Genomic DNA, 17,852 nt, shown 5'->3' with positions numbered 1-17,852 from the left:
CTTTAACCGTCGTTTGATTAGGTGGAGCGGACGCATTGGGCGCGAGGCGCATTAGCGATTCGCACGCTTTCAGGCATTGGACGGGTATAAACATGGCAAGAAGCACATCGCCAGCAATGGATGGCCGGCCGGACCGTTTCTCCCTTTCGGGGTTCATGTTCCGGCAGGCGCAGACCCTTTTGGGATTCGCCATCTTCTTGCTGCTCGCATTGGCGGTCGCGGCCCTCGCAACCTGGAACGTCGCCGATCCAAGCTATTCCTATGCGACCGGCAATGAGCCGACCAACATTCTTGGCTATGGCGGTGCCGCGTTTGCGGATATTCTCATGCAGTTCTTTGGGCTGGCCAGCGTCGTGGCGCTGCTGCCCGTCGTCGCTTGGGCGCTGGCGCTGATTTCCGGCCGCCGCCTCAGCCGTATTTCGGCGCGGGCCGCAGCGTGGGGCCTGGGCTCCATACTGTCGTCCGCCGTCCTCGGTTGCTTTCCGCCGCCGCTCACCTGGCCGATCCCGAACGGAATCGGCGGCGTCGTCGGCGATATGATCCTGCGCTTTCCCGCCCTGTTCGTCGGTGCTTATCCGACGGGTGCCTTCGCGACCGCGATCGGTTGCGTCCTTTCGGTCCCGACCGTCTGGATGATGCTGTTTGCCGCGGGCATCGTCGGCCGTACCGACGAGGAGGAAGCGGAAGAGGAGGCCGAAAACTATGCCGCCAGCCGTTCCAAGCTGCGTTCGGTGGGTGACGAGGACGAAGACGACGAGGACGGCGGCTGGCTCGCCTTCGGCGCTTTGACGCATGCATGGTACATGAGCCAAGCGCGCCTGCGCCGCCTGCTCGGCATGGGTCCGCGCAAACGTCGGCAGGAAGACTTCGAGTCGCCCTACGATTTCAACGATGACGAGTTCGGCAAGCTGAACGAGCCCGTTCGCGCCAAGGCGCCCGCGACTCGCGGCGAACGGCTGGAGCCCTCGATGGAATCGCGCGCTGCCTCGCAGCGCCGCATCGTTTCTGCACCATCGATCTCGCTGAATGACGACGAGGATGATGGCCTGCCGTTCGACAACGACATGCCGCCGCGTCCCGCCGATATTCTTCCCGATGACGACGAAGACTGGATGATGCGCGCGCCGGCAAAATCGACCGGCGCAAGGCCCGAGCCTCGCGTCGTTCAGCCGTCCTCGCGTCCGAAGCCCGGCGCTCGCATCGAACGCGAGCAGCAGGGTTCCTTCATTCGTCCCGAGGGCTTCCAGCTTCCGTCGATGCATCTCCTTGCAGAACCGAAGAATGTCATCCGCGATTCGACGCTGTCGGCCGAAGCGCTGGAGCAGAACGCCCGCATGCTCGAGGGCGTTCTCGAGGATTTCGGCGTCAGGGGGGAGATCATCCACGTCCGTCCCGGCCCTGTCGTCACACTTTATGAGCTGGAGCCGGCCCCTGGTATCAAGTCATCCCGCGTCATCGGCCTTGCCGACGATATCGCCCGCTCGATGAGCGCGATCGCCGCTCGCGTCGCCGTCGTTCCCGGTCGCAACGCGATCGGCATCGAACTGCCGAACTCGACGCGTGAGACCGTTTATCTGCGCGAACTCATCGCCTCGCGCGATTTCGAAGGCTCCAAGGCGAAGCTCGCCATGGCGCTGGGCAAGACGATCGGCGGCGAAGCCGTCATCGCGGATCTTGCCAAGATGCCGCATCTGCTGGTCGCCGGCACCACTGGTTCGGGCAAATCGGTTGCCATCAACACGATGATCCTCTCGCTGCTCTATCGCCTGACCCCCGAGCAGTGCCGCCTGATCATGATCGATCCCAAGATGTTGGAACTCTCCGTCTACGACGGCATCCCGCATCTGCTCTCGCCTGTCGTCACCGATCCGAAGAAGGCCGTCGTGGCGCTCAAGTGGACCGTGCGAGAGATGGAAGAGCGCTACAAAAAGATGTCGAAGATCGGCGTCCGCAACATCGACGGCTTCAACAGCCGCGTCGAGCAGGCCCTCTCCAAGGGCGAGGCGATCTCGCGCACCGTCCAGACCGGCTTCGACCGCCACACAGGTGAGGCGATGTACGAGACGGAAGAATTCGACCTGCAGCCGATGCCCTACATCGTCGTGATCATCGACGAAATGGCCGATCTGATGATGGTCGCCGGCAAAGACATCGAAGGCGCGGTGCAGCGCCTGGCGCAAATGGCGCGCGCAGCCGGCATCCACGTGATCATGGCGACTCAGCGTCCCTCTGTCGACGTCATTACCGGCACGATCAAGGCGAACTTCCCGACCCGCATTTCCTTCCAGGTCACCTCCAAGATCGACAGCCGCACGATCCTCGGCGAGCAGGGTGCCGAACAGCTGCTGGGCATGGGCGACATGCTCTATATGGCAGGCGGCGGCCGCATTCAGCGCGTGCACGGCCCGTTCGTCGCCGACATGGAGGTCGAGGAAATCGTCTCCTATCTCAAGACGCAGGGATCGCCGCAGTATCTCGATGCCATCACCGCCGACGACGAAGAAGACGGCGACTACGGTGGGGGGCCGTCCGGCGCCTCGAACCTCGCGGATTCCGAGGATCCATACGATCAGGCGGTTGCAATTGTTCTGCGTGACGGAAAGGCCTCGACATCGTATATTCAGCGCAGGCTGGGTATCGGCTACAACAGGGCCGCGTCGCTGATCGAGCGCATGGAGCAGGAAGGCATCATCGGGCCGGCCAACCATGCCGGCAAGCGCGAGATTCTCGTTCCGACCGAGGGTGACATTCTCGACCGTTGAAGTCCGGAATATTTTCGCGAAACCGGACTTCACGGAAACCTGATCGCTCCGAAACCGTTACCTTGCCGCAGGCCGTTGAATGCGCCATCAAGACGCCGTGTTTCAGCAGCATTCAGATTGCATAAAGGAGACTTAGATGACCGACTCCGATTCCTTCCTGAACCGCATTTCGCTGACCCGGCGCCACATGTTCGGCGCCATCGCTGTCGCTGCGGCCTCGACCGCGATTCCACTGAGCGTCTTTGCGCAGGCGGCCGCCGCAGCGTCGAACAACCGGACCGCTCAGGCCATCGCCGACCATTTTTCGAGCGTCGGTACCATGCAGGGCGAATTCGTTCAGTTCGGTCCGCGTGGGGAGCAGACCGGCGGCAAATTCTTCATAAAGCGCCCGGGCCGGTTGCGTTTCAACTATGACGATCCGTCGCCCATCCGCGTCATCGCCGACGGCAAGAACGTTGCGATCGGCAACATGAAGCTCAAGACCTGGGATCTCTATCCTCTGTCCAAGACGCCGCTCAGCCTGCTTCTCGCTCAGCGGATCGACCTTTCAGCAGGCTCGGTAAAGAGCGTGAAGGAAGAGTCGGATCTCACCACCATCGCACTCGGCAACAACACGGTCTTCGGCAATTCGACAATCACGATGATGTTCGACCCTAAGACCTATGATCTCCGGCAGTGGACGATTACGGACAACCAGGGCAAGGACACATCGGTCATGGTATTTAACGTGAAGACCGGCATGCAGTTCGACGACAAGGTCTTCAGGGTGCCCTACGAGGTCATTCCGGGTACTGCCGCCTACCGCGATTGATTTGTATCCACATGATCTCAGACGCCCTGTGATAGCAGGGCGTTTTTCTTTGCGCCTTTGCGTTCCATCCTGCATGCCTTTGCTCTAAAGCCATGATCGCAATGCGGATTTGAAAGGCAGCGGAATGAGCTTCTCGATTACCACCTGGAACATCAATTCGGTGCGGCTGCGCATGCCAATCGTCGAGCAACTCGTTCTCAAGCATCGGCCGGACATTCTTTGCCTGCAGGAAACCAAGGTGCCGAACGAGTTGTTTCCCGCAGCACCGCTGCGCGCCATGGGCTACGACCACATCATCATCCACGGGCAAAAGGGCTATCACGGTGTTGCCATCGCCTCGCGCTTTCCGCTGACGGAAGACCACAGGCAGGATTACTGCCGCGTTGGCGATGCCCGTCACATCTCCGCGGTTTTCGAGCGCGGGGGCCGCCGCATCCGTGTTCACAACTTCTATGTGCCGGCGGGCGGCGACGAGCCCGACCGAGCAATCAATCCGAAGTTCGGCCACAAGCTCGATTTCGTCGAGGAGATGAAGCAGCTCAAGGCAAACGGAGAGGCCAATACCTCCTCCATTCTGGTCGGCGACCTGAATATCGCCCCACTCGAGCACGACGTCTGGTCGCACAAGCAGCTTCTCAAGATCGTCAGCCACACGCCTGTCGAAACCGAGGGCCTGCTCGATGTCATGAAGCACGGTGCCTGGCTGGACTTGATGCGCCAGCATGTTCCGGCGAACGAAAAGCTCTACACGTGGTGGAGCTACCGGGCCAAGGACTGGCAGGCTGCCGATCGGGGCCGGCGCCTGGACCACATCTGGTCGTCGCAGGATCTCGGGCCTCATCTTCAACGCATCGACATTCTCAAGGAAGCCCGCGGCTGGGAAAGGCCGTCCGACCACGTGCCGGTGACCGCCCATTTCGATCTCTAGGGCTTTGATCTTCAGACATTGTCAGGCGAAGCGGTGCAGCTCCGCAGCGGCCTTGGCCGCCAGCACAGCGATATTGTTGCGTATGCGATTTTCGATCAGCTGCGCGGCTTCAGGATATTCCTCGATCAGGCGGTGGAATAGTGCCCGGGTGATCCGGATGATGCTCGTATCCTCCTTGGCGACCGCGGTGAACTTGCGCTCGACCAGGGTGATGAGTGCAAGCTCCGAAAGCATCGTCCCAGCGCCGACGACGGCCTGTACCTCTTGCTGTCCGTTCCGGCCCGTGCGACTGAGCTCGACGCTGCCGGTCAGGATGACATAGGCGCCTTCCGCCGGGGAACCCTCGCGAAACAGCAGCTGTCCGCCTGATATCGAACGCCGATCGGCGCCGAAGGCGATCAGCCGGAGCTGATCCTCCGACATCTCGTTGAAAAGCGGCAGCTGCGAAAGCAGGCGGATATCGTCGTTGAGCGCCATTCTACGGTACGATCTTGTAGCCGCCGTTTTCCGTTACCAGAATTTCGGCGTTGGATGGATCACGCTCGATCTTCTGCCGCAAGCGGTAGACGTGCGTTTCGAGCGTGTGCGTCGTGACGCCGGAATTGTAGCCCCAGACTTCTTCGAGCAGCACATCGCGGGTGACGACCTTCTGCTCGGCGCGATAGAGATAGCGGATAATTGCCGCCTCTTTCTCCGTCAGGCGGATCTTCTGGCCGTTGTCCGTCGTCAGCAGCTTCTGGCTTGGCTTGAAGACATACGGGCCGACATTGAAGGTTGCATCCTCGCTCTGCTCATGCTGGCGTAGCTGCACGCGGATGCGGGCAAGCAGAACTGCAAACCGGAACGGCTTCGTGACATAGTCGTTGGCGCCCGCTTCGAGGCCAAGGATCGTATCCGAGTCCGTATCGTGTCCCGTCAGCATGATAATGGGTGCCTTCAGGCCACCCTTGCGCAGAAGCTTGACGGCCTCGCGGCCGTCCATATCGGGTAGGCCGACGTCCATGATCAGCAGATCGATCGGCGTCGCCCGTGCGCGTTCCACGCCCTTCGCCGCAGTTGTTTCCTGTAAAACAGTAAACTCATCATAGAGCGAAAGCTGCTCCGTGAGGGTTTCGCGAAGATCATCGTCATCGTCCACCAACAGAATGGTGCGTGCGGTCATGCGGCTCTGTCCTCGCCATCTGGTTCCATAGTCCTACGCCACTTTCGGTCGTTGGCAAAGATCAGGAGACCAAGCTGTTGTCGTATATGGTGCTATATGATTTCAATCATTGCCCAAGCAATTGCGAAAACACGTGAGAAAGATGGAAAAAACAAGGCGGCCGCGATGTATACAGTCAACGATCATTACTGTTCGACCCGCGCCGGGTCAGAAAAGCCGAGCGTTGGTTCAATTCGGTGCAATAGTGGTGCCGGCCGCAATCGGTCGCTCGGGCCGAACCGTGTTGAAACGCGAGGGCGATGGCGCAACGCCGATTGCGTCGATGAAGCTGCTTTCCGGCTTCCGACGCGGCGAGCGGCCGGCGTGCCTCCGAACGCTGCTTCCGATTCGTCGCATCCGCAACGACATGCTCTGGTGCGATCAGCCGGGCGATCCGAACTACAACCGCCTCGTCAAGGCTCCGTTTCGACCGAGCCACGAAGAGTTGAAGCGCGACGACGGGCTTTACGACATCTGCCTCGTGATGGACTGGAATGTCACATCGCGTGCGCGCAACCGTGGCTCCGCCATCTTCTTCCACCTGATCAAGCCGGGATACGAGCCGACGGCAGGATGCGTCGCAATTCATCCGCGTGACATGCGCCGCCTGCTACCGTTCATGCGCCGAGGGACAGTGGTTCGAGTTCTCTGACGTCAGGGGTGATAATCGGGATGCGATGACCTATATGCGTTTCGACCTGCGCTCGGGCTGAGATGCGCGCAGGCACGTCAGCGGGAAACTGCGGTTACACCCAGTTCGATTCATTGAGCTTTCGGAGACATATTGTGGCACAGCAATCGATCATCACTTTTCATGACGGCCATTCCATTCCTCAGGTCGGCCTCGGCGTATGGCGGACGCCCGATGATATCGCCGCGCCCACGGTGCGCACCGCCATCGAGGCCGGATATCGCCATGTCGATACAGCCGCGGTATACGAAAATGAGGACGGTGTCGGGGAGGGCATCCGCACCTCCGGCGTCGATCGCAAGGACATCTTTCTGACGACAAAGCTCTGGAATGACGACCAGGGCTATGATTCGACGCTGAAGGCCTTCGACAAGAGCCTGAGGCGGCTTGGTACCGACTATGTTGATCTCTACCTCATTCACTGGCCGGCACCGACGCGCAACCGATATGTCGATACCTGGAAGGCCTTCGTCCAGCTGAAGAAAGACGGTCGCGCCCGTTCGATCGGCGTATCGAACTTTTATCCCGAGCACATCGATCGGCTTATTTCCGAAACCGGCACCGTTCCGGTCATCAACCAGATCGAGCTGCACCCGGACTTTCAGCAGAAGGTCGCGCAAGAGGCACACAACAAGCTGAATATCGCGACCCAGTCCTGGAGCCCACTTGGCCAGGGTAAGCTCATCGATCATCCGGTGATCGGCGAAATCGCAAGAAAACATGGCAAGACGTCCGCGCAGGTCATCATCCGGTGGCACTTGGATAGCGGTCTCGTCGTCATTCCGAAATCGATAACGCCGTCGCGCATCGAGGAGAATTTCAAGGTCTTCGACTTCAAGCTCGACGGTGACGACATGGCATCGATCGCGAAACTCGACAATCAAGGTGCCCGTATCGGGCCAGACCCGAAGACGGCGACATTCTGATATGCGAGGAGGGCGGCTCCAAGTCGCCCTCAGTCATTTATGGCACGCTATGCATTCAGGTGAGCATGCGCGGCGTCACGAAACGCTCCAGCCTTCCACTTCCCGGTGAGACGTCGTTCCAATTGCCCGCTTGGAAGGCGATTACCGCGAGGCTGCCAGTCGCGAACTTTTCCGACATGAGCCTGCGCGCATCGGAATCGCCTGTACCGACGAGCTCTTCCGCCAAGTCGCCCAAACCGGGATTGTGCCCGACCAACATGATTGTCCGGATCGTCGGATCGACGGTGACGAGGATGCCGGCCATGCGGGCGGCCGATGCTTCATAAAGCTCCGGTGCGTCGCGCCAGGAGGTCGCAGCAGGCAGTGATCTTGCCACGAGCGCCCATGTTTCCTGTGCGCGTCGCGCTGTGGAGACGAGGACGAGGTCTGGCAGCAGCATTTCGTGGGCCATGTAGGCCCCGATCAGCGGCGCCGCCCTTTGCCCACGCTCTGCCAGCGGACGGTCGTGATCAGCGACATTCGGCGGCCAGGCGGATTTCGCGTGGCGTAGAAGAAGAAGGCGTCGCCACTGCGGCGCGCTATTGCTTGACGCATCCATGTCGCTCACCCGAACAAACAACAGCCAGGCAGTCGCGTGACATATTGTGGCACCGAATGCGCGTCATGTCTTGCGAAGACGGATTTGCTTCCCTCACCAATGGGCGAGGGAAGCATCTTGCGTCAGTTCCACTCGCGGATATCGACGAAGTGACCGGCGATCGCAGCTGCGGCGGCCATCGCGGGAGAGACGAGGTGGGTGCGGCCCTTGAATCCCTGGCGGCCCTCGAAATTGCGGTTGGAGGTCGATGCGCAACGTTCGCCCGGCTTCAGGCGGTCGTCGTTCATGGCCAGGCACATGGAGCAGCCCGGCTCGCGCCAGTCGAAGCCAGCAGCCTTGAAGATCTTGTCGAGGCCCTCGGCTTCCGCCTGTTCCTTCACCAGGCCGGAGCCCGGAACGATCATGGCATTGACGGTCGAAGCAACGGTTTTGCCTTCGACAACCTTGGCGGCTGCGCGCAGATCCTCGATACGGCCGTTGGTGCACGAGCCGATGAAGACGCGATCAACTGCGATGTCGGTGATCTTCGTTCCGGGCTTCAGGCCCATATAGTCCAGAGCGCGCCACTTCGAGCTGCGCTTGGTCTCGTCCTGGATCTCGTCCGGGTTCGGAACGATGCCCTGGACAGAGATGACGTCCTCTGGCGAGGAGCCCCAGGACACGATCGGCGGCAGCTCGGCGGCGTTCAGCGTGACGACGCGGTCGTAGTGTGCGCCTTCGTCAGTTGTCAGCGTCCGCCAGTAGGCAATCGCCTGCTCCAGCGTTTCGCCCTTCGGCGCACGCGGCTTGCCCTTGATGTATTCGAAGGTGATGTCGTCTGGCGCGATCAGGCCGGCGCGGGCGCCGCCTTCGATAGACATGTTGCAGATGGTCATGCGGCCTTCCATCGACAGCGCGCGGATAGCTTCGCCCGCATATTCGATGACGTAGCCCGTGCCTCCGGCAGTGCCAATTTCCCCGATGATGGCAAGAACGATGTCCTTGGCGGTCACGCCGGCCGGGAGCTTGCCGTCGACCTGCACCAGCATGTTCTTCGCCTTCTTCTGGATCAGCGTCTGCGTAGCGAGAACGTGCTCGACCTCGGAGGTTCCGATGCCGTGGGCGAGGGAGCCGAAGGCGCCGTGGGTCGAGGTGTGGCTGTCGCCGCAGACGATTGTCATGCCGGGCAGCGTGAAGCCCTGTTCCGGCCCGATAATGTGCACGATGCCCTGGCGCTTGTCGTTCTCCGAGTAGTACTCGACGTTGAACTCGGCCGCATTGATGGCAAGTTGCTCGACCTGGATGCGGCTTTCCTCGTTCTTGATGCCCAGGTGACGATCAGGCGAGGTCGGGACGTTGTGATCGACGACGGCGAGCGTCTTCTCGGGGGCGCGAACCTTGCGGCCGGTCATGCGCAGGCCTTCGAAGGCCTGCGGCGAGGTGACCTCGTGGACCAGGTGGCGATCGATGTAGAGAAGACAGGTGCCGTCTGGCTGTTCATCGACCAGGTGGTCGTCCCAGATCTTGTCGTAGAGGGTACGCGGTGCGCTCATGGCAGTATGTCCGTTTTTTGATGCATATGGAGAATGGAGTTTGGCGGATTGGTCCGCCGGCCGTCATTCGATCAACGAAGTCGGCTGTTGAGAGCACCGGAAACAGTCGCAAAGAAACGTGCCGGCAGGCGATAATGATCCTGCAGCACGAAAATATGCGCCCCAATGCACTTGAACTTGGATTCCATGAGCCGTCACATATCAATTTTTGGTGACGGCGGCAATTCGAATCATGAAGCCGCTATCGCCGGTCTTTCCCACGCATTCGCTTCTCTACCTGCCTCAGCGCAAGGGACAGTCCGATCGTCAGGATGAGGTAGATATAGGTGACGATCGAATAGGTTTCAAAGAAGCGGAAGGAACCGGAGGCGTAGATCTTGCCCATCTGCGTGATATCGGAGACACCGAGCACAGAGACGAGCGAGCTATCCTTCACCATTGCCACGAAGTCGTTGGACAATGGCGGGAAGATCACCTTGATCGCCTGCGGGAAGACGACGAGGCGGAAGCGGTGGTAGCGCGACAGTCCGAGCGCCTTGGCGGCCTCGATCTGCCCGTGGTCCACGGACTGGATGCCGGCGCGAAAGACCTCGGCGATAAAGGAGGAGTAGCCGATCATCAGCGCGATGATCGCCCGCCACATGAGCGAGAAATCGCGCACCAGCACGAAGTCCGCGAGGCCCGCGCGGACCAGCGGGCCGATCAGGAAATTGTAGGCCGCGATGATCCCTGGCGCGCCGACGAACGCGACATAGAACAGCAGTACCAGCATAGGCACGCCGCGGATCACCTCGATGTAGAAGCGCGAGATCTGGCGGAGAGCCACGCTGTCGGAAAGGCCGAGAAGGGCGATGCCGAGGCCGAGCACGATGGCCAGCGCAAAGCCCACCAACGTCACAAAGACAGTGATGCCGACGCCATTGAAGACGGTACGGAAGACCTGCGCGTAGATGTCGTTGGTGACGATGACGAGGGCAAGGACGATGCCGATCACGACGAGGGCGACCAACCACCAGGGATAGTCGCCCTTGCTATGCCCACCGGGGGGCGGCTGAGGAGCTAGCATGGGGGAGCTGAAGACCGGATCATTCGCCCATCTTGTAATCGAGGAACCACTTCTTGTTCAGCGCATCGAAGGTACCGTCGGCTTTCAGGCTTGCTATCGCGGCGTTGACCGGGGCGACCAGATCGGAACCCTTCGGGAAGATGAAGCCGAAGTCCTCGGTGCCGAGCGGGCCGCCGATGACCTTCAGACCGCCGCTCGAGGCATCGACATAGCCCTTGGCTGCGACGCTGTCGGTCAGCACGACGTCGACGTCGCCGGCCTTCAGCGCCTGTACCGTGGCACCGAAGGTCTCGAACAGCTTGATGCGCGGGTTCTGCTCGTTGCCGTCGAGGATCTCGTAGACCGCAGTGTAGAAGGGGGAGGTACCCGGCTGCGCGCCGACGAGGCCGTCGTTGAAAGCGCCGAAGGTCTTGGCATCCGTGAAGCGACTTTCATCGCCGCGTACCAGCATGAACTGCTGCGAGCRCAAGTAGGGGTCGGAGAAATCCACCTTGGCCTTGCGGTCGTCCTTGATCGTGATGCCGGTCATGCCGATGTTGTACTGGTTGTCGGACACTGCCTGGATCATCGCGTCCCAGCTGGTGTTCTGGTACTCGACCTTGAAGTTCAGCCGCTTGGCGATCTCGTTCATCGCGTCATATTCCCAGCCGATGGCCTTGCCGGACTTCGGGTCGACGAACTGAAGCGGCGGGTAGGCATTCTCAGTGACGACGACGACCGCCTTGCCCTCGAGATCGGGAAGGTCGGCGGCAAAGGTCGCTAGCGGCGAAAGGACAAGAGCGGTCAGTCCTGCGAGGACGGTGCGGCGGAACGGCATTTTGAAAAAGTCTCCCCGAATTGTGGCTGGCGGAAAACTGTCATAGTTGCAAAGTGGATGGCAAGGGCAATTGCCTAAGCCGAAAGGTCCAAAAACAGAAAAGGCGGCCCGAAGACCGCCTTTTCGCGCAAAGAATTTTGCGTCAGCGCAGAACTTATTCTGCTGCCGGTTCCGCAGCTGCTGCGGCTGCTGCTTCTGCAGCTGCCTTGGCTTCCGCCGCTTCCTGTGCTGCCTTTTCGGCTGCGAGCGCCTGAGCTGCTGCAACCTTTTCGGCTTCCAGACGTGCCTTTTCCTCGGCGATGGCAGCGCGTTCGGCGTCGTTGAGCTTGCGGGCGCGAACGCCGGTGTCTTCAACGATACGAGCAGACTTGCCGCGACGGTCGCGCAGGTAGTAGAGCTTCGCACGACGAACTTTGCCGCGGCGAACGACGTCGACGCTTTCGATCATCGGGGAGTAAACCGGGAATACGCGCTCGACGCCTTCGCCGTAGGAAATCTTGCGGACCGTGAAGTTTTCCTGCAGACCGCCGCCGGAGCGTGCGATGCAGACGCCTTCATAGGCCTGAACGCGGGTACGAGTGCCTTCCGTGACCTTCACGTTGACGCGGACGGTGTCGCCCGGGGAAAATTCCGGAAGCGTGCGCTTGGCTTCGATCTTGGCGACCTGTTCGGCCTCAAGCTGCTGAATGATGTTCATGACTCAACCTCTTTGTTGGTTCAACAGCCAGAGCGCTCTAAACGATCTATCCTTGGTCAAGCCTCGGATACTTGCCGGTAAGGGCAGGAGCGAATTCGTCTGTCTTTCTTTGCTTGGTTGATGGGAAATTTCCCATTCCGGGCGTGCGCATACCCTATTGCGCGGTCTTTGTCACCCCTCGCGGCACAAATTTCATTGTCCGATAGCGTCGAATGGGTGGCTCCATGACGCTGGCGCGGCATCAAGTCTGTGCATTATTTGATTAATTATTTGTCAAATGCACAAGTTAGCAGCACACTTGATTGTGGTTATTTTGTGGCCCCGAAGATCGGAGAGGGGAATCATGACAATCAGCAATCCATCGCTCTCATTGTATAACGAGGACCTGGCGCCCGCCAAGGAGAGGAAGTGGGGCGCCTTCAGCATCTTCAATGTGTGGACGTCCGACGTCCACAGCCTATGGGGCTATTACCTCGCTGCGAGCCTTTTTCTGCTCTGCGGCAGTTTCATCAACTTCGTGATCGCCATCGGCATCGGGTCGCTGGTGATTTTTTTCCTGATGAGCCTCGTCGGCAATGCCGGTGTCAAGACCGGCGTTCCGTTTCCGGTGCTCGCGCGCGCCTCATTCGGCACGTTCGGAGCCAATGCGCCGGCGCTCGTGCGTGCCGTGGTCGCCTGCTTCTGGTAGGGTGCGCAAACGGCAGCGGCATCGGGCGCGATCGTCGCGCTTCTGATGCGCAACGAGAGCCTCCTCGCCTTCCATCAGAACAATCATCTGCTCGGACATTCGACGCTCGAGGTCATCTGCTACGTGATCGTCTGGTCGCTGCAGCTACTGATCATCCAGCGCGGCATGGAGACCGTCCGCAAGTTTCAGGATCTGGCGGGCCCTGCCGTCTGGATAATGATGCTTGTTCTCGCCGTCTATCTCGTGATCAAGGCAGGCACCTTCTCGTTCGGCAGCGAGATCCCGCGCGACGTGCTGCTGGAGAAGACGAAGGATGCCGGCATTCCGGGAGAGCCGGGTTCGTTTCCGGCGCTTGCCGCCGTCGCCGCGACCTGGATCACTTATTTTGCGGCGCTCTACCTGAACTTCTGCGACTTTTCGCGCTACGCCAAGGACGTCAAGACGCTGCGCAAGGGCAATCTCTGGGGCTTACCGATCAATCTCATCGCTTTTTGCCTCGTGGCCGGCGTGACGACGACGGCGGCATTCACCGTCTATGGCGAAGTGCTTCTGCATCCCGAAGCGATCTCCGCGAAGTTCGACAGCTGGTTCCTCGCTCTGCTGGCGGCGCTTACATTCGCCGTCGCGACGCTCGGTATCAACGTGGTGGCGAACTTCGTTTCGCCGGCCTTCGACTTCTCCAATGTCTTCCCGCGGCAGATCAGTTTCAAGCGTGGCGGGTATATCGCCGCTCTGATCGCGCTGGTGCTCTATCCGTTCGCACCATGGGAGACGGGTGCCGCGCACTTCGTCAACTTCATCGGCTCGACCATGGGACCGATCTTCGGGGTGATGATGGTCGACTACTATCTGATCCGGAAGGGCGAACTGAACGTTGCGGCGCTCTATCAGGAAAACGGCGAGTTCCGGTTCCAGGGTGGCTGGCATGTCAATGCCTTCATCGCATTCGCGATCGGTTCGCTGTTCTCCTCCATCCTTCCGACCTTCACCTCGTTCCTGCCTGACTGGTGGGGCACCTATGGCTGGTTCTTCGGCGTCGGCATCGGCGGCGGGGTCTATTATCTATTGCGCATGGGCGCACGGCGATCTGCAGTCGGCGCTGCCACCTGACATCGAAATGCCCGGCCTCGGCCGGGCATTTTTCGCTACTTATCCAGCAGGTCGGGCCGCCGCGCTCTGGTCAGCTCCACCGCCTGCTCGCGCCGCCACTTGTCGATGGCACCGTGGTTGCCGGAGGTAAGGATCGGGGGAATGTCGCGGCCCTCCCATTGCTGCGGGCGGGTATAGTGCGGATGCTCCAGCAGACCACCTTCGAAGCTTTCGTGGAGACCCGAGAGATCGTTGCCCATGACGCCCGGCAGGATGCGCACGATGGCGTCGAGCATGGTCAGTGCGGCCGGTTCGCCGCCCGACAGCACGTAGTCGCCGATCGAGACCTCTTCCAGTTGGCGCGCGTCGATGACGCGCTGGTCGACGCCTTCGAACCGGCCGCAGACAACGATCACGCCGTCTCCAGAGGCGAGTTCGCGCACGCGCGCCTGTGTCAGCGGCTTGCCACGCGGACTCATCAGCAGGCGTGGACGGGTGTCGTTGTCGGAGTGGGTGTCGATGGCGCGGGCCAACACATCCGCCTTCAGCACCATGCCAGCACCCCCGCCAGCGGGCGTATCATCGACCGTGCGGTGTTTGTCGGTGGCGAAATCGCGGATCTGCACGGCGTCCAGCGACCATTGGCCACGCTCCAGCGCCTTGCCGGCAAGCGAGACACCGAGATGGCCCGGAAACATTTCCGGATAGAGCGTCAGCACGGTCGCCCGGAAACCCATGGGCTGTCTCACTTCTTTTTTTTTGGCTTGTCCGGCGCAAACGTCGGGTCTTCATCCGGGTTCTCGACAAGGCCGGCTGCCAGCGGATCGATGGTGATCCTGCCGCCTTCTAGATCGATCTCCAGGACCGAAGCTTCGGAAAAGGGGATCAGGACCGGACGCTTGCCGGGACCCTTGAGTTCGAGAAGGTCGCCTGCGCCGAAATCAAAGACGCCGGTCACGGTGCCGTAGCTGACGCCCTGGTCATCCAGGGCTTCCAGCCCCTCGAGGTCGGCGTAGAAGAATTCGTCTTCCTCCAGCTCCTCGTCCGGCAGGTTGTCGCGCTCGACGTAGAGCTCCAGCCCGTTCAGGGCTTCGGCCGCATTGCGGTCGTTGATGCCGCGGAAGCGGACGACGACGACGTTCTTTGCCTCGCGGATTTCAAGAACCTCGAAGCTGCGGCCGTCGAGGCTGTGCAGGTGGCCGTAGTCGCCCAGGGCGGTCGGGTCGGCGGTGTAGGCCTTGGCGCGCACTTCGCCGCGAAGGCCTTGCGCGCCGCCGATGGTTGCCATCAGCACCGGGTTTTCAAGCTTTGTCATGGCGTCCTTCATGTGAAGCCGGAAATGTGGTTTTCTCATAAACGAAGTGGGGCGGAATGGAAACGAAAACGGGCGGCATGTCGCCATGCCACCCGTTCAATCAGGAAAGATCCCGAATTATTCTGCGGAAGCAGCAGCTTCGGCAGCGTCAGCGATCTTCTGAGCCTTCTCGGCAGCACGCTCCTGAGCGCGCTTGCCTGGCTTTGCCTTCTCCGGGTTGTTCTTGACTTCGCGCTTTGCAACGCCGGCTTCGTCGAGGAAGCGCAGAACACGGTCGGTCGGCTGTGCGCCGTTGTCGAGCCAATGCTTGATGCGCTCGGCGTCGAGTTCAACGCGCTTTGCGTCGTCCTTGGCGAGCATCGGGTTCCAGGAACCGAGCTTTTCGAGGAAGCGGCCATCGCGCGGCGAGCGAGCGTCGGCAACAACAACGTGGTAGTACGGACGCTTCTTGGAGCCACCGCGGGCGAGACGAATTTTCAGTGCCATTTTCTTTACTCCTTCGACTTTTCTGGACCGCCTGGTTTGGCGGCATGGTTCATTTTGCGACGGCGCCGTTCTCGGCGTGATCCGCTGCGATCTGCTCGTGATGCCGGATGACTTCCTTGATGACGAAGTTCAGGAACTTCTCGGCGAAATCCGGGTCCAGATTGGCATCCTTCGCCAGGTGGCGGAGGCGTTCGATCTGGTATTCCTCGCGCGCCGGATCGGCCGGCGGCAATCTGTATTTGGCCTTGAGAACGCCGACCTCTTTGGTGCAGCGGAACCGTTCGGCCAGAATATGGACGAGTGCCGCGTCGATGTTGTCGATCGACTGGCGGTAGCTCGCAAGCTGGGCTTTGATTTCAGGATCAGTCATCGTTTACGCGACCCCTTCACTTCTTCTTGGGCAAGCCGGGAAGTCCCGGGAAACCACCGCCGAGGCCTGGCAGCTTGGCGCCACCGAGACCGGGCAAGCCACCCGGCATGCCCCCGAGACCAGGCATGCCGCCGCCCGGCTTTCCGAGACCCGCGGCTTCAGCCTGCTTCTGGAGCGCTTCGAGCTGCTTCGGGTCCATGTTCGACAGGTCGGGCATGCCGCCGCCAAGGCCACCGAGGCCCATCTTGCCGGCAAGGCCGCCCATCATCTGCTTCATCATGCCGCCTTTGCCCTTGCCGCCCATCATCTTCATCATGTCCGCCATCTGGCGGTGCATCTTCAGAAGTTTGTTGATGTCGGAGGCCTCGGTGCCGGAACCGGCGGCGATGCGCTTTTTGCGGGAGTGCTTTAGCATGTCGGGATTGGAGCGCTCAGCCTTGGTCATCGAGCCGATGATGGCGATCTGGCGGCCGAACAGGCTGTCATTGAGGCCAGCGGAGGCCATCTTGTCCTTCATGCCTGACATGCCCGGCATCATGCTCATGATGCCGCCCATGCCGCCCATCTTCTGCATCTGGCGCAGCTGGTCGGCCAGGTCGTTGAGATCGAATTTGCCCTTGGCCATCTTGGCGGCCATGGCAGCCGCCTTCTCGGCGTCGATGTTTTCGGCAGCGCGCTCGACCAGCGAAACGATATCGCCCATGCCGAGAATGCGGTCGGCGATACGGCGGGGGTGGAATTCTTCCAGCTCGCCCATCCGTTCGCCGACACCGACGAGCTTGATCGGCTTGCCTGTCACGGCGCGCATCGAAAGGGCCGCGCCGCCGCGGCCGTCGCCGTCCATGCGGGTCAGGACGAGGCCGGTGATGCCGACGCGTTCGTCGAAGCTGCGGGCGAGATTGACGGCGTCCTGACCGGTCAGCGAATCGGCGACCAGCAGGATTTCATGCGGGTTCGACTTTTTCTTGATATCGGCCATCTCGGCCATCAAGGGCTCGTCGATATGCGTGCGGCCGGCGGTGTCGAGGATGACAACATCATGGCCGCCGAGCTTGGCGGCCTGCACGGCGCGGGCGGCAATATCCGTCGGGGACTGGCCCGATATCACGGGCAGGGTGTCGATGCTGGCCTGCGCGCCGAGCTGGCGAAGCTGCTCCTGCGCTGCCGGACGGCGCGTGTCGAGCGATGCCATCAGCACCTTCTTCTTCTCGCGCGTGGTGAGGCGGTGGGCGATCTTCGCGGTCGTGGTCGTCTTGCCGGAGCCCTGCAGGCCGACCATCATGATGACGACCGGGGCGGCGGCGTGCAGATCGACGCCAACGCCTTCGCCGCCGAGCATTTCGATCAGCTCGTCATGGACGATCTTGACGACCATCTGGCCTGGCTTGATGGACTTCAGGATTTCGGCACCGACGGCCTTTTCGCGCACACGGTCGGTGAAGCCACGTACGACGTCGAGCGCGACGTCGGCTTCCAGCAACGCACGGCGAACCTCGCGCAACGCCGCGGAAACATCTGCTTCCGAAAGCGCGCCACGGCCTGTCAGTCCATTCAGAATGGATCCAAGACGGTCCTGGAGGTTTTCAAACATCGGCTCTTCCTTACAGTTTCCGGTATGGCGGAAACCTCGTGCTTTTCCTTGACGAAAACAAGACGCATAGCCAAAAAGCACCCGAGGGCGCATCGCGCTGTCGGGTGTGGACCTCCGGGATCGTTTTATACCTTTAAGGGTCCCGGTCGGTGGCTCGAGTCTTGAAGCTCGTCGCAGATTGAGCGGCGGTAAACAGGAAATCGGCCGGAGAGTCAAGGCAAAGCAGTCAAATAAGCGCGTTGCGGCCTTTCAAAACCTAACTAAGCAACCCAAATTCAGCTCCC

The 17,852-nt window shown here is 60.8% G+C and carries 17 protein-coding genes and 1 pseudogene; 6 read left to right on the top strand and 12 right to left on the bottom strand.

Annotation, left to right across the window (positions count from 1 at the left end):
• Window positions 1-92 precede the first annotated feature (92 nt).
• The 3 genes from AC1D2R_RS11310 (at window position 93) to AC1D2R_RS11300 (ending at window position 4,501) form a co-directional block, all read left to right on the top strand.
• Entirely contained in the window at window positions 93-2,762 is a 2,670-nt protein-coding gene (locus AC1D2R_RS11310) for an FtsK/SpoIIIE family DNA translocase (protein ID WP_477967378.1), read from the top strand.
• A gap of 136 nt (window positions 2,763-2,898) precedes the next feature.
• Window positions 2,899-3,573, top strand: coding sequence for an outer membrane lipoprotein carrier protein LolA (locus tag AC1D2R_RS11305; protein WP_477967377.1), 675 nt, complete (start codon window positions 2,899-2,901; stop codon window positions 3,571-3,573).
• Between the two features lie 124 nt (window positions 3,574-3,697).
• Window positions 3,698-4,501 carry an exodeoxyribonuclease III gene (locus tag AC1D2R_RS11300; protein ID WP_477967376.1) on the top strand — a complete coding sequence of 268 codons (804 nt, stop codon included), beginning with the start codon at window positions 3,698-3,700 and terminating at the stop codon, window positions 4,499-4,501.
• A gap of 21 nt (window positions 4,502-4,522) precedes the next feature.
• On the opposite strand, the gene AC1D2R_RS11295 is transcribed toward AC1D2R_RS11300, so the two are convergent.
• Window positions 4,523-4,978, bottom strand: a complete 456-nt coding sequence (locus AC1D2R_RS11295; RefSeq protein ID WP_477967375.1) for a cyclic nucleotide-binding domain-containing protein — start codon at window positions 4,976-4,978, stop codon at window positions 4,523-4,525.
• Window position 4,979: 1 nt separating this feature from the next.
• Window positions 4,980-5,663: a response regulator transcription factor gene (locus AC1D2R_RS11290; RefSeq protein ID WP_477967374.1), complete on the bottom strand. Its 684-nt coding sequence runs from the start codon at window positions 5,661-5,663 to the stop codon at window positions 4,980-4,982.
• Window positions 5,664-5,805: 142 nt separating this feature from the next.
• On the opposite strand from AC1D2R_RS11290, the gene AC1D2R_RS11285 reads away from it, so the two are divergent.
• On the top strand, window positions 5,806-6,354 hold the full coding sequence (locus AC1D2R_RS11285; protein WP_477967373.1) for a L,D-transpeptidase family protein: 549 nt from the start codon (window positions 5,806-5,808) through the stop codon (window positions 6,352-6,354).
• Between the two features lie 134 nt (window positions 6,355-6,488).
• Window positions 6,489-7,319, top strand: a complete 831-nt coding sequence (locus tag AC1D2R_RS11280; protein WP_477967372.1) for an aldo/keto reductase — start codon at window positions 6,489-6,491, stop codon at window positions 7,317-7,319.
• Window positions 7,320-7,374: 55 nt separating this feature from the next.
• Here AC1D2R_RS11280 and AC1D2R_RS11275 read toward each other — a convergent pair whose 3' ends face one another.
• The 5 genes from AC1D2R_RS11275 to rplS form a co-directional block, all read right to left on the bottom strand.
• Window positions 7,375-7,917 (bottom strand): SixA phosphatase family protein, encoded by a 543-nt coding sequence (locus tag AC1D2R_RS11275; protein ID WP_477967371.1) that lies wholly within the window; start codon window positions 7,915-7,917, stop codon window positions 7,375-7,377.
• A 122-nt stretch (window positions 7,918-8,039) separates the two neighbouring features.
• Window positions 8,040-9,449 carry a 3-isopropylmalate dehydratase large subunit gene (gene leuC, locus AC1D2R_RS11270; RefSeq protein ID WP_477967370.1) on the bottom strand — a complete coding sequence of 470 codons (1,410 nt, stop codon included), beginning with the start codon at window positions 9,447-9,449 and terminating at the stop codon, window positions 8,040-8,042.
• Between the two features lie 241 nt (window positions 9,450-9,690).
• Window positions 9,691-10,515 carry an amino acid ABC transporter permease gene (locus tag AC1D2R_RS11265; RefSeq protein ID WP_477967369.1) on the bottom strand — a complete coding sequence of 275 codons (825 nt, stop codon included), beginning with the start codon at window positions 10,513-10,515 and terminating at the stop codon, window positions 9,691-9,693.
• 19 nt (window positions 10,516-10,534) lie between these two features.
• On the bottom strand, window positions 10,535-11,332 hold the full coding sequence (locus AC1D2R_RS11260) for a transporter substrate-binding domain-containing protein (RefSeq protein ID WP_477967368.1): 798 nt from the start codon (window positions 11,330-11,332) through the stop codon (window positions 10,535-10,537).
• A gap of 154 nt (window positions 11,333-11,486) precedes the next feature.
• The gene (gene rplS / locus AC1D2R_RS11255; protein WP_037059104.1) at window positions 11,487-12,029 is read right to left on the bottom strand and encodes a 50S ribosomal protein L19; all 543 of its coding nucleotides are present in this window, start codon (window positions 12,027-12,029) and stop codon (window positions 11,487-11,489) included.
• A 343-nt stretch (window positions 12,030-12,372) separates the two neighbouring features.
• Between rplS and AC1D2R_RS11250 the strand changes: the two are divergent.
• Window positions 12,373-13,827 (top strand): annotated as a pseudogene (locus AC1D2R_RS11250) (NCS1 family nucleobase:cation symporter-1).
• A gap of 35 nt (window positions 13,828-13,862) precedes the next feature.
• On the opposite strand, the gene trmD reads toward AC1D2R_RS11250, so the two are convergent.
• The 5 genes from trmD to ffh form a co-directional block, all read right to left on the bottom strand.
• Window positions 13,863-14,543: a tRNA (guanosine(37)-N1)-methyltransferase TrmD gene (gene trmD, locus AC1D2R_RS11245; RefSeq protein ID WP_477967367.1), complete on the bottom strand. Its 681-nt coding sequence runs from the start codon at window positions 14,541-14,543 to the stop codon at window positions 13,863-13,865.
• 8 nt (window positions 14,544-14,551) lie between these two features.
• Window positions 14,552-15,121 carry a ribosome maturation factor RimM gene (gene rimM / locus AC1D2R_RS11240; RefSeq protein ID WP_477967366.1) on the bottom strand — a complete coding sequence of 190 codons (570 nt, stop codon included), beginning with the start codon at window positions 15,119-15,121 and terminating at the stop codon, window positions 14,552-14,554.
• Between the two features lie 117 nt (window positions 15,122-15,238).
• A complete protein-coding gene (gene rpsP, locus AC1D2R_RS11235) occupies window positions 15,239-15,607 on the bottom strand; it encodes a 30S ribosomal protein S16 (RefSeq protein WP_477967365.1) in 369 nt (122 codons plus the stop codon).
• Window positions 15,608-15,656: 49 nt separating this feature from the next.
• A complete protein-coding gene (locus AC1D2R_RS11230) occupies window positions 15,657-15,977 on the bottom strand; it encodes a chorismate mutase (RefSeq protein ID WP_477967364.1) in 321 nt (106 codons plus the stop codon).
• A 16-nt stretch (window positions 15,978-15,993) separates the two neighbouring features.
• On the bottom strand, window positions 15,994-17,568 hold the full coding sequence (gene ffh, locus AC1D2R_RS11225; RefSeq protein ID WP_477967363.1) for a signal recognition particle protein: 1,575 nt from the start codon (window positions 17,566-17,568) through the stop codon (window positions 15,994-15,996).
• Window positions 17,569-17,852: the final 284 nt, after the last annotated feature.

The organism is Rhizobium sp. P1_C7 (assembly GCF_056406295.1).
This window is presented reverse-complemented; position numbering and strand designations above follow the sequence as displayed.

What these genes read in the sequence shown, in the direction of transcription:
- rimM (WP_477967366.1), bottom strand. Translation starts at nt 15,121, where the DNA reads ATGACAAAGCTTGAAAACCCGGTGCTGATGGCAACCATCGGCGGCGCG.
- trmD (WP_477967367.1), bottom strand. Translation starts at nt 14,543, where the DNA reads ATGGGTTTCCGGGCGACCGTGCTGACGCTCTATCCGGAAATGTTTCCG.
- ffh (WP_477967363.1), bottom strand. Translation starts at nt 17,568, where the DNA reads ATGTTTGAAAACCTCCAGGACCGTCTTGGATCCATTCTGAATGGACTG.
- AC1D2R_RS11295 (WP_477967375.1), bottom strand. Translation starts at nt 4,978, where the DNA reads ATGGCGCTCAACGACGATATCCGCCTGCTTTCGCAGCTGCCGCTTTTC.
- rplS (WP_037059104.1), bottom strand. Translation starts at nt 12,029, where the DNA reads ATGAACATCATTCAGCAGCTTGAGGCCGAACAGGTCGCCAAGATCGAA.
- leuC (WP_477967370.1), bottom strand. Translation starts at nt 9,449, where the DNA reads ATGAGCGCACCGCGTACCCTCTACGACAAGATCTGGGACGACCACCTG.
- AC1D2R_RS11265 (WP_477967369.1), bottom strand. Translation starts at nt 10,515, where the DNA reads ATGCTAGCTCCTCAGCCGCCCCCCGGTGGGCATAGCAAGGGCGACTAT.
- rpsP (WP_477967365.1), bottom strand. Translation starts at nt 15,607, where the DNA reads ATGGCACTGAAAATTCGTCTCGCCCGCGGTGGCTCCAAGAAGCGTCCG.
- AC1D2R_RS11230 (WP_477967364.1), bottom strand. Translation starts at nt 15,977, where the DNA reads ATGACTGATCCTGAAATCAAAGCCCAGCTTGCGAGCTACCGCCAGTCG.
- AC1D2R_RS11275 (WP_477967371.1), bottom strand. Translation starts at nt 7,917, where the DNA reads ATGGATGCGTCAAGCAATAGCGCGCCGCAGTGGCGACGCCTTCTTCTT.
- AC1D2R_RS11285 (WP_477967373.1), top strand. Translation starts at nt 5,806, where the DNA reads ATGGAAAAAACAAGGCGGCCGCGATGTATACAGTCAACGATCATTACT.
- AC1D2R_RS11290 (WP_477967374.1), bottom strand. Translation starts at nt 5,663, where the DNA reads ATGACCGCACGCACCATTCTGTTGGTGGACGATGACGATGATCTTCGC.
- AC1D2R_RS11300 (WP_477967376.1), top strand. Translation starts at nt 3,698, where the DNA reads ATGAGCTTCTCGATTACCACCTGGAACATCAATTCGGTGCGGCTGCGC.
- AC1D2R_RS11310 (WP_477967378.1), top strand. Translation starts at nt 93, where the DNA reads ATGGCAAGAAGCACATCGCCAGCAATGGATGGCCGGCCGGACCGTTTC.
- AC1D2R_RS11305 (WP_477967377.1), top strand. Translation starts at nt 2,899, where the DNA reads ATGACCGACTCCGATTCCTTCCTGAACCGCATTTCGCTGACCCGGCGC.